The organism is Pseudomonas sp. TE21394, from assembly GCF_054057835.1.
The window spans coordinates 4,054,003-4,072,611 of the sequence record NZ_JBSRZR010000001.1 but is presented as its reverse complement, the minus strand read 5'-3'; the positions used below and the strand labels follow the sequence as shown (position 1 = coordinate 4,072,611).

Below are 18,609 nucleotides of genomic sequence, written 5' to 3'. Positions count from 1 at the left end.
CACTACGCATCTAGCGTACAAGACAACCAGTCGATCAATGCGACACGGCCTTATCCGCGCCAATCCCAGTCCGCGCCCTGAATACTTGACCTGCAAATCTTTGCCGCTCCAGGGAGGCTGAGTTGCTGCGATCTGTAATAGATCCGAGCCATGTGAAAAAGAATGCAACGTTCATCGAGATAATTGCTGGATAGTCGTAGGGGAAAATCGCCTCTGGGTTTCCTAAAACTTTTACCCAAACCGCCGGAGACAAAACAACCAGTGTCACTGACGATATGAGACCGGCAACCCCACCAATAAGCGCCCCTCGCGTGGTCAGCCCTTTCCAATAAAGAGAGAGTGCAAGAATTGGGAAGTTAACGGATGCAGCCACACCAAATGTCAGTGCAACCAAAAACGCAATATTCTGATCTTTAAATAGAATCCCAAGCACCACTGCGACGATTCCAATACCGACGGAGGCCAGTCTTGAGACCCTACGCTCGGACTCTACAGTGACCACGCCTTTTTTCAAAACCTTAACATAGAGATCGTGGGCTATCGCCGAGGTACCCGCCATGGTGAGTCCAGCCACTACTGCTAGAATGGTGGCGAAGGCAACAGCGGAAATAAAGCCCAGCAGCAAATTACCACCCACCGCCTTGGCCAGGTGCATGACAGGCATATTACTGCCGCCGATCAGCTTGCCACCAACGATACCAGATTCGAAGAATGCAGGGTTTTTACCCACGATCACGACTGCAGCCAGTCCCAAGATTGCCACTATCAGGTAGAAAAAGCCGATAAAGCCCGTCGCGACGAACACAGACTTACGTGCTTGTTTAGCATCCGGAACAGTAAAGAAGCGCATTAGAATATGCGGCAAGCCAGCAGTTCCGAATACCAAGCCGAGTGACAGAGACAGCATCGAAAGGGGATCTGCTACGAGCTTGCTGGGCATCAAAATAGCGTCACTCTGGGGATGCGCATCAACGGCTTGTCTGAAAAGGTTTTCAAATGATAAGCCAAATTGACTGAGCGCTAACCCTGCGAGTAAAGTGCCTCCAACCAACAACAATCCCGCCTTGATGATTTGCACCCAGGTTGTTGCAACCATACCGCCAAACGTCACATAGATCGCCATGAGCAAACCCACAGCAATGACGGCATAGTTGTAAGGCAAGCCAAACAGCAGTTGAATCAACTGCCCCGCACCAACCATTTGTACGACCAAGTAGAAGCAAACAACTGTCAGGGATCCGAAGGCAGTCAGAGTTCTTATTCTTTGCTGATCGAGGCGAAATGACGCGATATCGGAAATCGTGGTTCGACCGAGGTTCCTAATACGCTCAGCAAAGAGAAACAGCAAGAGGGGCCACGCAACAAAAAAACTGACCGAGTACAGAACCCCATCGAACCCGTTGAAGTAGATCATACTGGTCACGCCTAGCAACGCGGCAGCGGACATATAATCCCCAGCCAAGGCCAGTCCATTCTGAAAGCCGGTAATACCTCCGCCCGCGTTGTAAAAGTCATTCATTGACCTAGTTTTGCGGGCCGCCCAGTAAGTGATAAATAGGGTAGCCACCACAAAAAGTAAAAACATTACAATTGCTGTCAAATTCAACGGTTGCCGCTCAGCATTTTGAATCGCATCAGCACCAAGGGCCCGATTGGCGGCAACGATCATGAGTATTGAAACAAAGGGCTTAAAATTGAATTTCTTCATGATGCTGCCTCTTCACGGACTTTATCGGTAAGTCTATCTAGCTCGCCATTGGCATAACTGTTATAGACACCGGTTAGTAGCCAAGAGCCGACCACAAAAAACACGCCCAACGGCCACGCCACATTAATCACACTATCTGTTGAAATCTTGATAGCAAGTAAATGGGGATAGAATGCCGCCACGATCACGAAAGCGGCGTAGGGACAAAGGACTGCAGCGGTGAGGATACTTACCAGCCTTTGCTGCTTGGCAACCAGCTCTTGGTAAGTAGTAGACGGACGAGGTGCATCGAGCGAATCAAGGACATGGTTCACATTGACTCCGTGTAGCAGTGGATAAATTATTTTTTTCCACAACCTCGGATCTAGAATCCGCCACTGGCTGTGCTTCTTTGCTTCACAGAAGCACCGTAAGCCGGACAGTAAATCGTGTAAAATGATTGTTCGTGATGACATAGATCGTTTTTCGTGAACTCTCAACGATCGGCGTTGTAGACACGCGCGTTGGGATTGCATCGCCAAGATGCGAAGTTTTCTCAACAAAAAAATGGTATTGCTGGCAGGCATACGTATCGCGTCAGAGTTTCTTGACAGGCCGAGTAAACCTCCAGTGTGAGGTTTGCGTCGCCAAACGGCCATCAACATCGCGTCGATAGCCAAGTCACCGCACATCCTTGGCTTCATTGACCCACCAATTACTTGGCGTGAGAACAGCACTACCGCGAGGTAGTGCCACCCTTCATAGGTGCGGAAGTAAGTGATATCTGTCACCCAGACCTTGTTCGGCTCATTGACCTTGAACTGCCGCGCGAGGTGGTTGGGCGAGGCCACTGTTGGTTTACCACCGTAAAATCCTGGACGCCGCCGCTAGCCCGTTTGCGAACGCAGCCCCTCTGCGTGCATCAAGCGCCAAACTCGATTTCGACCGCATTCCTCTCCCAGCTCACGCAGGTCATCGTGAACTTTGCGGTAGCCGTATAGAGGCTGTGCACGGACATCCCTTGGCGCTGGGCAACATCGGCGATAGGCTTGCCTTTCTCGGTCAAGTGCTTGACCGCTTCGATCTTGAATTCTTCGGCGTAACGCTGACGACTCATGGCACCTCCCCTTTTGGGCCATTATGAGGCTTGGAGGTGTCTACGAAACCAGGGGCCATTCACCTTTCGGTTGCTGGCATCTCAAATGCGTTCGCACACGGTATGTTCAATACGCTGGAGTCGTTCGACATTCTCCTCACACCCTTCTTTTCAGGTCTTCGGCATCCTAGCTAATAGCGGTAACACCTCTAACAGCTTGCTCACGAAATCTCGGTCCGCTTTGGTCTTACAAGCCGGGCTCAGTGTCCATGCTGTTACTGCTTTGCAGCATGCATCTGGCACCTGCATGGGAATCTTCTCACCAGTTCGTATGTCTATCGCTACCGGACTTGCAAACGGTTATGGCCAGGAACGCTGCATAAAAGAAACTATGGCCTTACGTTGCGGCCGCTTTCTCTATTTTCTCCCTGATCGCAATTATTGTTCCCTATACTGTTTAAGCCAACATGCTGCAAAGCGCCATGAGCATTTTGCCCCGCGAAACTGCAACTGCAACTGAAACCCGATTTCATATGAGCTATATAAAGTTAACTTGCCCCTCACACTTCTGTGGATCGTGAGCGAGCGTAAATATTAGCCAATCGGTAAAAGCGCGTACCACTGGCCGCATGGCTTTGGCTGGCTGGAGGGCTAAATAATAACCGCGACTAGAGCGCACGCGAATATCGTACGGTGTCACTAGGAGCCCTCGCTTCAGAGCGGTGCTGCTAAGGAGGCTGTCTCCAATTGCAATGCCCTGCCCTGCCATGCAGGCAGAAAGCGCACATGGTGCATCCGCAAAAAGAATTCCGCTACTGCAGTCGATGTCATTTCGACCCGTCGCCGCTAGCCATAACTTCCAATCCGTAAAGTCATTCATGTGCAACAACGTGCATCTTCCTAAATCCTCTACTGATTTCAGCCCTCCTTGTTCATTGAGATATTGAGGACTGCACACCGGAAAGTGATGAAGGTCGACAAGTTGCGTAACCTGCATATGGGGCCAATTACCATTTCCGTAGGTAACAAAAACATCGGCCTCGTGAGCAGTTGTATCCGCAGGTGACGGCGGCGAAACAAGGTGCAGTTGAACCAGCGGATACAGCGAAATAAAGCTTCCAATACGTTGGCACAACCAAGAACTGGCAAACCCAGTATTGCAGCTGACACAGAGACGACCTGTCACTAAAGGCTCTTGGGAGTTATATCCAGCTCGCAGCACAGCGCTGAGCGCTCGCTCAATCTCGCGAGCATAGCGCTCGCCTCGAGGAGTGAGCTTGACCCCACGTCCAACGCGCTCTGTTAACTCAAACCCCAAGCGTTGCTCCAGGGCACTGATTTGATGACTGACAGCACTTCGAGTGAAGCTCAACTCATCAGCCGCCCCTGAAATGCTTCCCAGCCGGGCGACTGCGTCCAGTGCGCGGAGCGCTGTCATTGAAGGGTATGACATGGATTTTGCCCTATCGGTGCACATGAATAGTGAAATTAAATATACACAATACGCCAACAAAATTCGATTGTTGGTAAATTTCTTTCACGCATACTTCCCCCGTCGATCCGACGAATTTCCGGATGGCTCTATACACCACTAACTCACCAAGGGGGCTTTATGGCTTTGACAGAACAGACACTTCGGGAAGACCTAGCTGCTTGCTACCGATTGGTCGCACACTTTCGCATGACTGACTTAATTTTTACGCACCTTTCAGTGCGAATACCAGGACCTGAGCACCATTTTTTAATCAATCCGTATGGTTTGATGTTCGACGAAATCACTGCCTCTAAACTCGTGAAGATTGATCTAAACGGAAATCCAGTGGAGCCAACACACTATACCGTTAATCCAGCGGGATTTGTGATTCACAGTGCCATTCACAGCGCTCGTGAAGATGCCCAGTGCGTCCTTCATACACATACTCGAGCAGGATGCGCGGTAGCAGCGCTAGAGTGCGGGCTGCTTCCCGTCAGCCAGATTGCTATGGAATTTTACGGTAAGACTGCTTATCACGAATACGAAGGCATCGCTCTAGACATGGATGAACAGCAGAGGCTGATTGCTGACCTTGGTCAGCAACCTGTCATGATCCTGCGAAACCATGGACTTCTTTCAACTGGAAAGACGGTAGCTGAGGCATTTTTACGGATGTATTACTTAGAAAAGGCCTGTGAAATTCAGCTCGCCGCTCTGCAAGCAGGGCCTCTACGAATCCCGAACGCTGAAGTATGCGCTCGTACAGAACAACAACTCAACAATGACTCTCGAATTTTGAAGGAAGGGGAATTAGTCGATACGCAAGCTACTACCTTGGCGTGGGCAGCTCTTATGCGCATGATCGAAAAGTCAGCACCCGACTTTCGGAATTAAGGCCTCGCTCACAAAGCAACAATAGATTTTGGCCCGCGCTAGCGGGCCAAAATCTATTAAGAAATACTCGAAAAAGCTATATCTCAAGCCAGTTCACGCGTAATTTCCGAACGAGGCGACAACAAACTTACGGCAACGAAACTAACAACCCCCGCAGCGAGACTATAGTAGATAGGTGTATTAGCCTCTAGGCCATCGATAACCATAAAAGCGATCACTGTCACACTCCCTACAACCATACTCGCTACTGCACCCGCAGTAGATGCGCGTTTCCAATAGATAGCTCCGATCATCGGTATTAGCATTCCGCCTACCAAAAGATTGTAGGCCAGCGTCAATGCACTGAGGACATCCGAGACCACGAGTGAAATCCCCAGAACAACTAACCCCGAGAAGGCAGTGGAAATACGACTGATAGCCAACGACGAATTTTTTCCGCCTCGCAATTTAGGAAGTATGTCTTCAGCAAAGGTAGTGGAAGCTGCCAGTAATGCCGCGCTTGCGGTCGACATCATTGCAGCGAGAGCGGCAGCGATTACAAGACCTCGAATCCCTTCAGGAAGAGTGAATTGCACAATCGCAGCAAATGCGTTGTTCACGTTATCAAGATCAGGCAGCAATAGCTTCGCGCACATTCCAATCGCAGCGCCCACTAAACCGTAGAGCACGCAGTATATGCCAGCGGCGGAACCAGCATACTTGGCAACGCCTACGCTACGTGCGGTAAAAACCCGCTGCCAGATATCCTGCCCAATGAGATTCCCAAAGAAGTAAATAAGAAAATACGTGATGATTGTATCGTATCCGATGGTCGTGAAGCTAAACGCCGACTCCGGCAATTTCATAACTAGTTCATCCCAACCACCCACCTGGTACAGACAGATGGGCAAAAGCAAGAACATTATGCCTATCGTTTTTATCACGAACTGCACAATATCAGTCAGTGTCAAGGACCACATACCACCGATAGCAGAGTAGATAACAACAATTCCCCCACCAAGTAGAACAGACATCCAAAATGGCAGACTGAACAGAACCTGCATAATGGTACCGATGGCCAAGATAGAGACGACGGCCACCATCAGTGCATAGATGAACATAATTACCGCGCTGGCTTGACGCGCCAATGAATTGTAACGTATCTCCAGCACCTGGGTGACGGTGAAGACGCGTAGCTTCAACAAGGGTTTTGCCAAGAACAGATTAATCGCAATAATTCCGGCGCCCAGTGCTGCGCAGAGCCAGAATCCGGAGATACCATGAACATAACCTAAACGCACCGTTCCAATAGTCGATGCGCCACCCAATGCAGTTGCACCCATGGTTGCCATGTAAAAAGTCGGTCCAAGATTTCGTCCTGCCACTACAAAATCTTCATGAGATTTTGCACGCCGCATACCAAACCAGCCCAGCAGAAGCATTCCAACGGCATACAACACCACTACAACTATATCTAAAGCCATTTCAGATCTCACTTACTATTATTATCGACTGCGTGTGCCAATCGGTGCTACCACCCAACATCAAATCGTAACGGATCACCGCGCAAGCCTGTGTACATCAGCTCTCATTTATAGATCGAATTAAATCTCTAAAATATTGTGAGCTAATAGCGAAACAGTGAACCCATTCACGCATGCAAAAGAAGTTTCAAACAACGACAGATGCGGCGACGGTCTATTACCGACGCCCGCAATCTAAGAACCGATGCCAATGCATCGATATTCCGATTCGATCAGTGTCGAATCTGAGATAGGAAAGCGCGAGTCCTTTGATGTTGAGGATTATCAAAAAAATCAGCTGGGGCTGCGGTTTCAACTATTTGACCAGAATCCATGAATACAACTCTATCGGCAACTTTCCGCGCAAAGCCCATTTCATGAGTAACGCAGAGCATGGTCATTCCGTCCTGGGCGAGCTCGGTCATCACCTCGAGGACTTCGCCAACCATTTCTGGGTCCAATGCGGAGGTGGGCTCATCGAAGAGCATCACCTTAGGGCTCATGCACAAAGCCCGTGCGATAGCAACTCGCTGTTGCTGACCGCCGGAGAGTTGCCCAGGCTTCTTCTGTGCTTGTGAGCCGATGTGCACCCGGTTCAGGTAACGCAACGCCAGTTCTTCGGCTTCTTTTCGGCCTAGTCCTCGCGCCTTCATCGGCGCAAGGGTGCAGTTCTCGAGCACAGAAAGATGGGGGAAAAGATTGAAGTTTTGGAATACCATACCCACCTCCCGGCGGACATGGTTGCTTCCTGACTTGGTCGAAATGTCTTGATCCTCGACAGTAATCGTCCCAGTATCGTGAGGATTTAACCGATTAATGCAGCGGATTAACGTTGATTTACCTGAACCAGACGGCCCGCAGATGACAATTTTCTCGCCTTTGAGCACGGAAAGATTGATATCTTTTAACACTTCGAAATCAGCGTAGCGCTTGCCAACGCATTCCAAACGGATGATCTCATTCATTCTCATGTCCTCCTCAGATACGCCGCATGCGGGCTAAGGTGCGTTGCACAAGCCCAATTGACTTGCTACTGGTGTCTGCGAGGGAGTCCCATGACAGCCTCTTTTCAAGGCCGCCTTGGAGCCATGTCAAGGTGTAAACCATGACGAGGTAGTAAGCGAGCGCCACGGCGTAGTACTCGGAGAACTGGAACGTAGTGGCGACTGTCTGGGACGTTACCGCCATCAGTTCCTGCAGTGAGATCACGGATGCCAGCGATGTGATCTTGAGAAGCGTGATGAATTCATTCGCCGTCGGCGGAATGGCTATACGCGCGGCCTGTGGCATCACGACATAACGAAAGATATGCCACCGGGAAAGCCCTAACGCATGACCAGCGGCATATTGGCCCTTGTCTACCGCCTTTAACGCAGCTCGGTTGATCTCTACTTGATAGGCTGCTTCGTTAATGGATAGCGCGATCCAAGCGGCGATGAACGGTGTAAACCACTCTTCACGGAATGCGGGAAAGAATTGAGGAAGAGCGTTCCACACGAACAGCAGTTGAAGCAAGGTCGGCGCCCCACGGAACACGCTCAACACCCCACGCAAAGTGCCGCGCCAGACGTTAGGAGGTCCATCCAGCGCTAGGGCGCAAGGGATGGAAATGAGGATGCCTACTGAGTGCGACACCAGTGCCAGGACTAAGGTGATGCATGCACCGCGGAAAAAATGCCAGGACGTAAATGCGTCCCAAAAGACTGCCACATCGAAATTCATGAACGTGCCCTGCCTGAATAGAAGCGACCGGAAACCCTCCCTGAAAGGAGAGGGTCAAATATCGGTAATCAATGCGTGACGGATTCCACATTCACAGGATCGAGCTTCCATTTCTCGGCAATCGCTTTCAATGTGCCATCAGACTTCAATGCAGACAATGCTTGCCGCACCGCTTTTTCATCGTCCGGGCTAGGGCGAAGGTAGGCACCGAAGACATCCTTTTCTGGAAAGACAAAGAGAGTTTTGAACTGCCCCGGTGTTTGCAGCTCACGGTAAGCCAGCTCTGTGTCTTGAGACAGACCTGCTACCGCGCGCCCCACCAAGATCTGTTGAGCGACATCGCTTCCTTTGGGATACGTCTGGACTACCGCCGGAGTTTTACCTGCCGCCGACAGCTGACCATTGAGTTTTTCCATGATGGTTACATAGCGACTGCCGGACTGAACCGCTACGACCTTCCCGGAAAGATCCTCAAGCGAGTTCAACTTGAGGTTGCTGTCTCCCCGGCCAAAAACGATCGTTGAGCTTGCCAGGTAGGGTACGGCGCTCAGCTTCTGTATACGCTCAGGGGTGATGAGTGCGCCGCTAATCACGGCATCGCAACGTTTAGCCTCTAAACCAGGGAGCATGCCTGTGAACTCTGCTACGACAAAGCGTGGCTTCACTCCCCAGTGTTTAGCTAGGGCATTGATCAGGTCCGCGTCAAAGCCTGTTGGTTCACGATCGCCAGCTTTCTCGAAAAACTCCATCGGGGGGAAGGTAGGGTCCGAGCAAACCTGGAAGTTTCCAGAGCTCACAAAGGATGGTTTTGCGTCAGCAGCGACAGCCCCTAAGCTGAGCCCACTGAGAACCATGCCGAGGGCGGCGATTGGTTTCAAAAATTTGTTCATTGGTCACTCCTTCACGCGTTGCATTGGTTGTTGTTGTAGGCAGTCGCAATCAAGTGGAGCTAGTTATCGTTGTAGGTACAGATGCCTTTTACGGCTGGCTTGTGAAGGGCATCCCTCCCCTTCGCGTTGCACACCGCCACCACTCTCAGTGCTGCTGAGCAAGCAACCTTGTCGAGGTCGCAGAGGTTGGCAGCAGTGTAAAAAGTCAGATAGGCCGACGCCTGCCAAGGCGGACATACCCTTTTTATTGATTGTTTACCGCCTCCAAAATCTCAAAGTGAACCGGCTTCAAGGTTCGATCTGCTCCATTCACAGGTGTGATATCCATCGGACATGCTGAGAAGATCACGATCACGTCTATCAGCGCTCGCAGCACAATCCGATCGCCAGCTTTGCTGACAGGGGGCTCCAAGGAAATCTTGCCCTGCACATCATGCACAGGGACATTCATCCACAGATTCAAGGGATTAGGCACGTGGCTCGAGCCGAAGCCTGCATCAAATAATGAGGACTGGAAGTTGTCGTGGCAATTGCGGTGCCCAGCTTCGCAACCATAGTGCTTGTACAACCACGGATCACAGCAGGCCACCAGCATGTCGTGCTTACCGGTAAACGTGTCTTCTTCAATCTTAAGCATCGGCGTTCTGCGATTCGAATAAAGCACGTCGCCTGTACTCGGGAAGAGGTTGAAGAGCATACGCCGCGTGTGTTCTACCGACATAAACTCGCTCGTGTCACCAAGCGCAAGCGCCCACGTGTCAACGACCTGAGTACCATGAGTATTAACCAGCCGAACCGCCTGGCCCTTTTTAAGTACGATTGCACGCCCGTTGCCACCACCGATCTCTTGCATCAACGTACTCTCTCTTTTAGTAATTGTTTGGTGTTCGATTCATCAAGCGCACGCTCTACCACCTTCGCCAGCAAGAGAAGTTCCTCTTCCGAGCCAGTCCCGGTGAGCAACAGTCCGACCGGGGCTGAGCCCGACTCATGGCAAGGAATGCTGATTGATGGCTGATCGAGGATATTGGCGATCACCGTAGTCACCATCATCTTGATGCTGGTTTTTATTTTTTCCTCGTCACTCTCCAACTGAGCAATAAGAGGGGCAATTATTAGGCTCGCCGGTTGCAGAATTGCATCGAATCCGGCGAACGCGCGGGCCGCCTCTTCGATCAGTTCCAAACGACGAGCTAGCAGCGACTCGTACTGTTCAGGCGTGCAAGCCTCACCTGCTCCGAGGCGTTTCAGGGTAAACGGTTCATATTCCGAGGCTAGCCGCTTTAGAAAAGGACGATGGAATGCGAAAGCCTCATACGCGGTGATACCACCCTGCGCAATCAGTTCGATGGCTTGAGACAGGAGAGGCACGTGCGTCCGCACAACCTCAAAGCCCATTGCTTCAATGCGATTGACTGCATGAGCAATCGACCTCTCGACTTCATCAGATATATCGGTCTGTTCCGATCCTGCCAATTGAGATGGCCAGAGCAATCTGAAACGACGTTGCTCAGTTCGCGGCTCAGCCTCCAGCGGAAGCTGATCGTCGGCAATGGCCCTGAACACCTGGTCAACGTTCTCAACGTTTCGGGCGATGATTCCAACGCAATCGTACGTTGGGGCCAGAGGAACGATGCCTTCAATCGGGATGCGTCGCTGCCGCGGTTTAAACCCAACGACCCCACAGAGCGCTGCGGGCACACGGGCCGATCCTGAGGTATCGGTACCGATTGCAACATCGCCTATCCCTCGCGCAATGGCAACGGCAGCGCCACTGCTGGACCCACCTGGAATACGCGGGCCACTGCCATTCTCCCAGGGATTGACTGGGGTGCCGAAGTGACTGTTGATTCCATGCGTGGAGTAGGCGAACTCACTCATGTTGGTCCTGGCGAAAACTTTAGCCCCTGCAGCTTTCAATCTGGCTACCACAGGAGCGTCCACCATTGCCGGCGGATTGTGTTGGAACGCCTTAGCACCTGCGGTTGTGACCAACCCTGCGACATCGATGTTGTCCTTGACAGATACAGACAATCCAGCGAGGGGGCCATCGCAAGGAGATGGGGTATCGAGCAGCACCGTGAAAATTCTCTCATGCTCGAACGAAGGATCTTGAGGGCTAGATAGGTTCTTCATGTCTCGCAGCTTTTTCGTTGTGATTATTCAAGCGGATGAGACAAATCATTCCGCAAAGCCATATGCGGAATTTAATTCCGCAAACTGCGACTGTCAACACAATCCCCTGCCGATAGCTGGCACAGCGGTACCAATACGACAGAAGGCGTTCAAAAGCAGTGGAAGACGAATGCGTCGTAAGGGCCGGACGAGTAACAGTTGAAGCAGAAGGAGATCGAGTCGCGGGCAGGCTTGCTGAATAAGCTGCCTATCGCAGGCTCAGATTAAGCTCGTGAATTCGCACCAGCGACTCGTGCTCGATGCTGGGCTGCTCATCAGCGCAAGATTTGAAAAGGTGGATCGCCGTCAGACGAAGACGCCAGTTGGAAGCGGGCCTGTCAGCGGCGATCTGAATGAAGGAGGTCTTGAGTCACGCCTGGTACTGCCGGGCCAGTCCCGCATCGCCTTGCAGGATAAGCTCTACGCGTTTCACCAACTCGACAAGGCGGGGCGCAATCTCTTCGTGCAAACGCTGTTCGCTGGCGTAATAGCTGAGTCCCCCACAGGTAAATGCTAGCGTGGAAGTCCCATCGGCCGGGGTAAACGGCACCCCTACTGCGTTCACATGCGGATGCCAAAGGCCTGTCACGATGCTATAGCCGCGCGAGCTGCAAAGCTCAAGATTTTGTTCAAGTTGTTGATCGCTAGCCTGCATCCGTTCTGGGAAGTCTGCTCGAAGGGCAGCTAATAATTCCTCACGAGGCCCCGCCTCGATGCCTGCAAGGTAAGCGTGGCCAATGGCTGTGGACTCGATCGGAATGATGGAACCCTCAGACAGCCGCATGCTAAGCAAGTCGCTGCTTCGTTCACTTCCCAGGTAAACCATATTGAGTCCCGTCCGAGTCCCCACTGCGACGGCAAGCCCAGAATACTCGGCTAGCTCCCTCATCAGCGGGCGGGCGACATGCTGAACCACACTACCGCTAAGACTCGAATAACCCAAGGCAATCCCGCCAGCCCCTATTCGGTAGCGACCAAGCTGCTCGATATAATCTACATAACCGAGGGAGGATAGCGTGTAGGTAATGCGAGACACTGTTGCCTTGGAGAGACCAGTGAGATGGGCAAGCTCCGCGTTCCCCAGAGATGCTTGGTGGTTTTTACCCAGCACCTTGAGAATATTGAGTCCGCGAGCAAGCGCGACTAGAAACTGTCGATCATCGCTTCTATCCAAGTCGGGATCATGGTTGAGATCCTCTGCATCTCTTTTCTTCATACACCTTCCTACAGACTCAATGTCACTGCATGCGCCGCCCGACGAATTTATACGCTCATAAGAAGCTATTTCAAAGGAGAGATCTCACCTGACAGGGCGCGTCACTGGCCGCCTCCTCCACATTGGCTAATCTACGCGCTCGCTTCAAGCATGGTTGCCGCGCAGCAACTACAGGGGGCTGCTAAGCAATGGCAACCCCATGCGTTGTTTCCAACTTGGGATCATGCTTACCCACAAGACGCCGGTGCTGAAAAAAAAAGCCCCAGTTCCGTCAGTGACAGCGCTGGGGCTAAGGAGGGTGACGCGTCTATACGTTATTCAGTACGACTGAGCGTACATTTAGGTAAGCCTCCAGCGCCTCTGGACCACCTTCGGAGCCGTAACCCGAATCCTTCAGGCCACCAAATGGCAGCTCTGGACTGGTCGACGCTGGCATGTTGATCCACATCATCCCCACTTCCACTTTGCGCGAGATCAGATCGGCATTCTTGAGAGATGATGTAAACGCGTACCCCGCCAGGCCAAACGGCAGTCGGTTAGCCTCAGCAATCGCCTCTTCAAGATCACTAAAGCTGCGGATGGCCGCAATCGGACCAAACGGTTCGTCGTTGTAGAGTTTCGCATCCAAGGGCACGCCAGAAATAACCGTCGGCTCCCAGTAGTTACCCTGTGTTCCCAAGCGATTTCCACCCGCAACAATACGCGCGCCTTTTTCCCGAGCATCCTCGACAAATTCCGCCATGGCAGTCAGCCGCCGGTCGTTAGCCAGAGGCCCCATCTGGGTACCCTCCTCCAAGCCGTTACCAACTTTGAGCGACTGGGCTCGCTTGCCAAGCTCAGTAACAAACTGCTCCACGACGCTCTCATGAACGAGGAATCGGGTTGGCGAAATGCATACCTGACCTGCATTGCGGAATTTGGCCGCAGCCGCAGACTTCACCGCGAGCTCGATATCGGCATCAGCGCAAACGATGACCGGCGCATGTCCTCCCAGCTCCATGGTTGCACGTTTCATATGCGTAGCGGCCAGAGCTGCCAAGTGCTTTCCAACCGGGGTCGAACCGGTGAAAGTCACCTTGCGGATGACTGGGTGGGCGATCAGATAGCTTGAAATATCCGCGGGTTCGCCATACACCAGCCCCAGAACCCCAGCAGGCAGACCTGCGTCTGCAAATGCCTTGACGAGTGCAGCAGGTGCCGCTGGTGTTTCTTCCGCAGCCTTTGCAATTACGGAGCAACCGGCAGCCAAGGCCGCACTGATTTTCAATACCAGCTGATTGATGGGGAAGTTCCAGGGAGTGAATGCCGCCACCGGGCCTACAGGATCTTTCACAACCATCTGGCGGATCGCGGGGTCACGACGCGACGCCACCAAGCGACCGTAAACACGAAAGCCTTCTTCAGCAAACCACTCAATGATGTCTGATGCCGCACCAACCTCGCCCTGGGCTTCCTGCAGTGGTTTGCCTTGCTCTTGGGTCAGCACCCTGGCGATGTCATCAGCCCGCTCGCGCAAAATGCCTGCGGCTTTACGCATGATCTTGCTGCGAGCCGCCGGCGTCATGTTGCGCCAGGCTTCGAAACCTTGCTCGGTCGCTGCCAGAGCCTGATCCAAATCAGATCTTGTCGCTCGAGCGACCCTACCAATTTCCTGGCCGGTAGCCGGGTTGTACACCGCGATAGTCTGGCCGTCCGCGGCATCTTGCCACTCACCACCAATGAATAACTGAGTATTTGGGTATGTCATTCACGCTCTCCAACTAAGCGAGCACTCTGAAGGGGGATAGCTTCAGAGCGTGTTTATCTTTCAGTAAACGGTACCGGCTAACCGCTAGATCATCAGCTCAATCAGGAACGGGCCATTGCGCTTGAAGCTGCTGCTCATCAGATCCGCCAACTCGTCTAGGCTGGTAGCGCGCGCCGCTTCGACACCCATGCCGTTGGCCAGCTTTACCCAACTGATACCTGGGTTGCTCAGATCAAGCATGCTCATCGCTGTGTCACCCGGTACCGCGCCGACGTTTTTGTACTCGCCAATAAGAATGTTGTATTTGCTGTTGTTGAGGATGATCGTGGTAACTGGCAGCTGCTCACGTGCTTGAGTCCACAGCGACTGGAGCGAATACATCGCCGACCCATCCGCCTGAAGGTTAATCACTCGACGTTGCTTGTTAGCTCCCATTGCAGCGCCTGTAGCTACCGGCATACCGTCACCAATGGCTCCACCAGCCAAGTGAAGCCAATCATGCGCAGGCGCCGCATGTGTGAATTTGTAGAAACCACGGCCATAGGAAATACTTTCGTCCGAGACGATGGCGTTGTCTGGCATGAGCGCGGCAAGAGTCTGCGCTAACCCTTCAGGGGTCGGAGCGCCACGAACGATGTCTGGACGAGGCCCTGGATCCGGCATCTCTACCTCTGGCGCATTCAATGCATTGACTAACCCTTCCAGCGCCTCAATTGGATCTTGGTCAGGACGCGCCAGCACATGTATCTGTGCTGTCGGAGAATACTGAGTCGACGGCAATCCCGGGTAACCGAAGAAGCCGACAGGCGCCTTCGCATTGATCAAGATGATGTGCTCGAATGGCTTCAGGGCGGCGATAGCTGCCTCCATACCATATGGCACGCGCTCAAGCTGCATGCGCCCTCTGCCACGGGCCACGTGACCAGTAACGTAGTCCGCCATTACTGCGGCACCGGTTGCTTGAGCAACGCGCCAGGCCAATGCTTGAGCCTTGCCCAACACACCGTGACCGGCCAGCAGGATCAATACATTGGAATTGCTACGCAAAACACGAGCAGCATTTTCCAACGCATGGCCGTCGATGACCGGCGGTTGTGGCGCCTCGATTGGAGTGCCTACAACGCCGCCCTCTTCCCACGACACGTCAGCCGGAAGGATCAGAGTGGCCGTCTGCCCCGGGAAGGTATTCGCTGCCCGAACGGCCAACGCTGCGTCCCGGCCGAGATCTGCCGGGTTAGTGCTGGTGTGCACCCATTGCGAAACGGTACGTGCCATCCCGTCAGTATCGCCGGTCAGTGCCGCATCGAAGGGCCGATGATAGGTTGCCTGGTCGCCGACAATATTCACAATGCCACTGCGCGCACGCCGAGCATTATGGAGATTGCCCATCCCGTTGGCGAGCCCTGGGCTACAGTGCAGTAACGTACAGGCCGGCTTACGAGCAATACGGAAATAACCGTCTGCCATGCCGGTCACGATGTTTTCTTGCAAACCGAGCACGCACTTCATACCGGGAATCTGATCAAGCGCAGCGACGAAATGCATCTCACTGGTGCCGGGGTTTGCGAAACAGGTATCTACCCCTGCAGCGAGCAGGGTTTCAACCAGACTTTTTGCGCCGTTCATAGTTGTGCTCCGGAAATCGATTTTCATCAAGGCGTTGGTACGCACACCGTTACAGTGAAGCTTGCGGGTAGAATCAAGCCGTCAAGCCACGGAGTGCGCGCAGCGACTCAGATAAACGCATCACACCCTCTTCTACTTCATTCAAAGTAGGTGCAGCGAAGGAAAGACGAAGTGATGACTCATCCGGCGTATCCACATGGAAACCCGCGCCAGGCACGAACATCACCTTCCTTGAAATTGCCTCTTTCAGCAGCTCAGACGCTTTAAGCCCATGTTTGAGCCTTGCCCAGACGAACATCCCACCGTTTGGTTCGTGAAATGAAATAAGGTCACCCGCTTGTTCACGCAGCAGACGGCACAGCAGCGAACACTTAGCTCCATATGCTTCACGAATTTTGATCAGGTGTGCATCAAGACGATCACTCATCAGATACTCGGCTGCGATGCCCTGCGTCCACGGCGAGCTGCCGACGTCTGCGCTTTGTTTAGCAATCGTACAGCGGCGCGCAAGCTCCACCGGTGCGATGGCCCACCCCACACGAATACCCGGTGCGACTATCTTAGAGAGGCTTGCCAGATGAACGACCCAGTCCTGAGCGCCATCAACTTGGCTAGCCAGTGCGAGCAGCGAAGGTATCGCCTCTCCAGAAAAACGAAGATCACCGTAAGGATCATCTTCAACGATAACAAACTTGAATTGCACAGCAAGCTCAAGCAAGCGCTTGCGACGCTCAAGTGACAGGGTCGCGCCCGACGGGTTACCGAAAGTCGGCACTGTGTAGAGCAGCTTGGGCAAATCTCCTTTGGCTGCAGCTTCTGCAAGCAAACGCTCCAAAACCTGTATATCTAAGCCATCCCCATCGACTGGTACTGCGGTCATATTCGCCTGGTAGGTATGGACAGCTTGGATGTTAGTGGAGTACGTGGGCTGTTCGACAAACACTCGATCCTCAGGCCCAACCAAGACACGCAAGAGCAGATCAAAGGCCTGCTGAGAGCCGGTTGTCACAACAACATTCTCCGGAGACGCTTTGGCGCCCCTGCGCTCCATCAGTCGAATCACTTCCTTCTTCAGAGTCGGGGAGCCATCTGTGACACCATACTGCAGACACGCGCGAGTATCCTGAAAAGCACGGGAAGCTGCAGCCCCCAAACCTTCGACGTCGAATAGGCTTGGATCAGGGTAGCCACCCGCAAAGGAAATCATTCCAGGTTCGCTGAGGTACTTGAATAGCTCTCTGATAGGAGAGCTCATAGGATTCTGAAAAGCTGGAGCGTAACTGTACATAACCGTCCTTCGATTTCGTATCGACTGTCAAAAGGGTCTCAGCGGTTCGGCCTTCAAATCGTGCTGAGCCTTTGCCAAGCTCCTCAAGCGATCAGCAACGATCATGACGAATCTGCTGACGAGAGGTTTCGCCTCGCCTAGCGGCTGAGCGATGAAGCACCCTGAAGCACGTAGCCACCTTGAAATCTTCAGTTCTTGCGAAAAACTCATTTATGAATATTTTCCAGCGCGTGATAGCTTTAAGAGGCTGGCTATAACAATTGAGGCTTTGGAGATTCATTTTGCGCCTCTCAGCGGCCACGTAAAGCAACATTTTTTTGCCAGTTAATGAGTTTTCGGAACTACTATGCGCAGATCCCGTATCCCCCCAATCGCGGCGCTCATCGCGTTTGAAGCTGCCGCACGTCACGAAAGCTTCACCTTGGCCGCGCGCGAGCTGTCGTTGACGGAGAGCGCGATATCCAGACAGATCAACTCCTTGGAGACGAACCTGAACATCCGGCTGTTCGTACGGATCAAGCAGCGCGTCGAGCTGACGAAAGCTGGACGGCTATACAGCGAACAAGTACGAGAGTCATTACAGAAAATCGAGCGGGACACTATGTCGCTGGCTGCCCACGGCTCAGGCGATAACAGTTTGGAGCTGGCTGTGCTACCCACCTTTGCTCAAGAGTGGCTGATACCCAGACTGCCGACGTTCTATGCCCAATTCCCGTCTATGAAGATCAACATGGGAGTACGAACCAATCCGTTCTCCTTTGAGGATGAGCACTTCGAAGCTGCCATCCACCACGGAAAGCCGGTTTGGCCTCATGCAACTTCAGATTTCCTGTTTGGAGAGCAGATGATTGCGATTGCGCGGAAAGAGCTAATTGGTGATGAGATCAAGGAACCACAGGATGTCCTGAAGTTCCCCCTGCTCTTTTCAACCACCAGACCGGAGTCGTGGGCCCAGTGGTACGAGGCTGCAAACATCCCCAAGGACGCCACCCCAGTGCAAACCGTTGGTTTCGAACTCCACTCTATGCTGGTAAAAGCTGCTGAGGCAGGGCTAGGAATTGCTCTGGTTCCCGAATTTTTTGTTCCAGAGGCTGCCTGGGCGAGCGGCTTGGTGAGGGCCCATGAACTCAGCATTCCTGCCAAGCACTCTTATTACCTGGTTTACCCCAATAATATGCGCCACAGTGGACCACTGGAGGCCTTCCGCACTTGGATTCTAGACGAGGCCAAACGCTTCTGGACGCCTTGATGCGCGAAGCGCCTTGCAACGGAAAGGCGCATCCGGCGCTGCG

Annotated in this window: 16 protein-coding genes and 1 pseudogene; 2 read left to right on the top strand and 15 right to left on the bottom strand. The window is 52.8% G+C overall.

Features of this window, described 5'->3' with window-relative positions; translation table 11 throughout:
• Positions 1-34: 34 nt before the first annotated feature.
• The 5 genes and pseudogenes from actP to ACVWZT_RS18525 form a co-directional block, all read right to left on the bottom strand.
• Positions 35-1,708, bottom strand: a complete 1,674-nt coding sequence (actP, locus tag ACVWZT_RS18545) for a cation/acetate symporter ActP (protein WP_457470683.1) — start codon at positions 1,706-1,708, stop codon at positions 35-37.
• Entirely contained in the window at positions 1,705-2,223 is a 519-nt protein-coding gene (locus tag ACVWZT_RS18540; RefSeq protein ID WP_457472107.1) for a DUF485 domain-containing protein, read from the bottom strand. Before ACVWZT_RS18540 ends, actP begins: the two co-directional genes overlap by 4 nt.
• Before the next feature lie 98 nt (positions 2,224-2,321).
• Positions 2,322-2,688 (bottom strand): annotated as a pseudogene (locus ACVWZT_RS18535) (IS3 family transposase); the annotation flags it as partial.
• Positions 2,610-2,804 carry a transposase gene (locus ACVWZT_RS18530; RefSeq protein WP_457470682.1) on the bottom strand — a complete coding sequence of 65 codons (195 nt, stop codon included), beginning with the start codon at positions 2,802-2,804 and terminating at the stop codon, positions 2,610-2,612. The gene ACVWZT_RS18530 and the pseudogene ACVWZT_RS18535, both read right to left, overlap by 79 nt.
• A gap of 517 nt (positions 2,805-3,321) precedes the next feature.
• Positions 3,322-4,221: a LysR substrate-binding domain-containing protein gene (locus tag ACVWZT_RS18525; protein ID WP_457472105.1), complete on the bottom strand. Its 900-nt coding sequence runs from the start codon at positions 4,219-4,221 to the stop codon at positions 3,322-3,324.
• 174 nt (positions 4,222-4,395) lie between these two features.
• On the opposite strand from ACVWZT_RS18525, the gene ACVWZT_RS18520 reads away from it, so the two are divergent.
• On the top strand, positions 4,396-5,151 hold the full coding sequence (locus tag ACVWZT_RS18520; RefSeq protein ID WP_457470681.1) for a class II aldolase/adducin family protein: 756 nt from the start codon (positions 4,396-4,398) through the stop codon (positions 5,149-5,151).
• A gap of 83 nt (positions 5,152-5,234) precedes the next feature.
• Here ACVWZT_RS18520 and ACVWZT_RS18515 read toward each other — a convergent pair whose 3' ends face one another.
• The 10 genes from ACVWZT_RS18515 to ACVWZT_RS18470 all read right to left on the bottom strand — a co-directional run bounded on the left by ACVWZT_RS18515 (position 5,235) and on the right by ACVWZT_RS18470 (position 17,317).
• The gene (locus ACVWZT_RS18515) at positions 5,235-6,614 is read right to left on the bottom strand and encodes a sodium:solute symporter (protein ID WP_457470680.1); all 1,380 of its coding nucleotides are present in this window, start codon (positions 6,612-6,614) and stop codon (positions 5,235-5,237) included.
• A gap of 272 nt (positions 6,615-6,886) precedes the next feature.
• Positions 6,887-7,618, bottom strand: coding sequence for an amino acid ABC transporter ATP-binding protein (locus ACVWZT_RS18510; RefSeq protein WP_457470678.1), 732 nt, complete (start codon positions 7,616-7,618; stop codon positions 6,887-6,889).
• 13 nt (positions 7,619-7,631) lie between these two features.
• The gene (locus tag ACVWZT_RS18505) at positions 7,632-8,375 is read right to left on the bottom strand and encodes an amino acid ABC transporter permease (protein ID WP_457470677.1); all 744 of its coding nucleotides are present in this window, start codon (positions 8,373-8,375) and stop codon (positions 7,632-7,634) included.
• A 68-nt stretch (positions 8,376-8,443) separates the two neighbouring features.
• Positions 8,444-9,265, bottom strand: coding sequence for an ABC transporter substrate-binding protein (locus ACVWZT_RS18500; protein WP_457470675.1), 822 nt, complete (start codon positions 9,263-9,265; stop codon positions 8,444-8,446).
• 244 nt (positions 9,266-9,509) lie between these two features.
• On the bottom strand, positions 9,510-10,118 hold the full coding sequence (locus ACVWZT_RS18495; RefSeq protein WP_457470674.1) for a DUF1989 domain-containing protein: 609 nt from the start codon (positions 10,116-10,118) through the stop codon (positions 9,510-9,512).
• Complete coding sequence (locus tag ACVWZT_RS18490) at positions 10,118-11,401, bottom strand: amidase (RefSeq protein WP_457470673.1); 1,284 nt, start codon at positions 11,399-11,401, stop codon at positions 10,118-10,120. Before ACVWZT_RS18490 ends, ACVWZT_RS18495 begins: the two co-directional genes overlap by 1 nt.
• A 409-nt stretch (positions 11,402-11,810) precedes the next feature.
• Complete coding sequence (locus tag ACVWZT_RS18485; RefSeq protein ID WP_457470672.1) at positions 11,811-12,656, bottom strand: IclR family transcriptional regulator; 846 nt, start codon at positions 12,654-12,656, stop codon at positions 11,811-11,813.
• Between the two features lie 307 nt (positions 12,657-12,963).
• Positions 12,964-14,403: an NAD-dependent succinate-semialdehyde dehydrogenase gene (locus ACVWZT_RS18480; protein ID WP_457470671.1), complete on the bottom strand. Its 1,440-nt coding sequence runs from the start codon at positions 14,401-14,403 to the stop codon at positions 12,964-12,966.
• Between the two features lie 84 nt (positions 14,404-14,487).
• Entirely contained in the window at positions 14,488-16,029 is a 1,542-nt protein-coding gene (locus ACVWZT_RS18475) for an acetolactate synthase large subunit (RefSeq protein WP_457470670.1), read from the bottom strand.
• Between the two features lie 73 nt (positions 16,030-16,102).
• Complete coding sequence (locus ACVWZT_RS18470; protein ID WP_457470669.1) at positions 16,103-17,317, bottom strand: aminotransferase-like domain-containing protein; 1,215 nt, start codon at positions 17,315-17,317, stop codon at positions 16,103-16,105.
• A 346-nt stretch (positions 17,318-17,663) separates the two neighbouring features.
• On the opposite strand from ACVWZT_RS18470, the gene ACVWZT_RS18465 reads away from it, so the two are divergent.
• Positions 17,664-18,566 carry a LysR family transcriptional regulator gene (locus ACVWZT_RS18465; RefSeq protein ID WP_457470667.1) on the top strand — a complete coding sequence of 301 codons (903 nt, stop codon included), beginning with the start codon at positions 17,664-17,666 and terminating at the stop codon, positions 18,564-18,566.
• Positions 18,567-18,609 lie beyond the last annotated feature (43 nt).

Coding starts and splice junctions, on each gene's coding strand:
- actP (WP_457470683.1), bottom strand. CDS start 1,708: ATGAAGAAATTCAATTTTAAGCCCTTTGTTTCAATACTCATGATCGTT.
- ACVWZT_RS18540 (WP_457472107.1), bottom strand. CDS start 2,223: ATGCAATCCCAACGCGCGTGTCTACAACGCCGATCGTTGAGAGTTCAC.
- ACVWZT_RS18530 (WP_457470682.1), bottom strand. CDS start 2,804: ATGAGTCGTCAGCGTTACGCCGAAGAATTCAAGATCGAAGCGGTCAAG.
- ACVWZT_RS18525 (WP_457472105.1), bottom strand. CDS start 4,221: ATGACAGCGCTCCGCGCACTGGACGCAGTCGCCCGGCTGGGAAGCATT.
- ACVWZT_RS18520 (WP_457470681.1), top strand. CDS start 4,396: ATGGCTTTGACAGAACAGACACTTCGGGAAGACCTAGCTGCTTGCTAC.
- ACVWZT_RS18515 (WP_457470680.1), bottom strand. CDS start 6,614: ATGGCTTTAGATATAGTTGTAGTGGTGTTGTATGCCGTTGGAATGCTT.
- ACVWZT_RS18510 (WP_457470678.1), bottom strand. CDS start 7,618: ATGAATGAGATCATCCGTTTGGAATGCGTTGGCAAGCGCTACGCTGAT.
- ACVWZT_RS18505 (WP_457470677.1), bottom strand. CDS start 8,375: ATGAATTTCGATGTGGCAGTCTTTTGGGACGCATTTACGTCCTGGCAT.
- ACVWZT_RS18500 (WP_457470675.1), bottom strand. CDS start 9,265: ATGAACAAATTTTTGAAACCAATCGCCGCCCTCGGCATGGTTCTCAGT.
- ACVWZT_RS18495 (WP_457470674.1), bottom strand. CDS start 10,118: ATGCAAGAGATCGGTGGTGGCAACGGGCGTGCAATCGTACTTAAAAAG.
- ACVWZT_RS18490 (WP_457470673.1), bottom strand. CDS start 11,401: ATGAAGAACCTATCTAGCCCTCAAGATCCTTCGTTCGAGCATGAGAGA.
- ACVWZT_RS18485 (WP_457470672.1), bottom strand. CDS start 12,656: ATGAAGAAAAGAGATGCAGAGGATCTCAACCATGATCCCGACTTGGAT.
- ACVWZT_RS18480 (WP_457470671.1), bottom strand. CDS start 14,403: ATGACATACCCAAATACTCAGTTATTCATTGGTGGTGAGTGGCAAGAT.
- ACVWZT_RS18475 (WP_457470670.1), bottom strand. CDS start 16,029: ATGAACGGCGCAAAAAGTCTGGTTGAAACCCTGCTCGCTGCAGGGGTA.
- ACVWZT_RS18470 (WP_457470669.1), bottom strand. CDS start 17,317: ATGTACAGTTACGCTCCAGCTTTTCAGAATCCTATGAGCTCTCCTATC.
- ACVWZT_RS18465 (WP_457470667.1), top strand. CDS start 17,664: ATGCGCAGATCCCGTATCCCCCCAATCGCGGCGCTCATCGCGTTTGAA.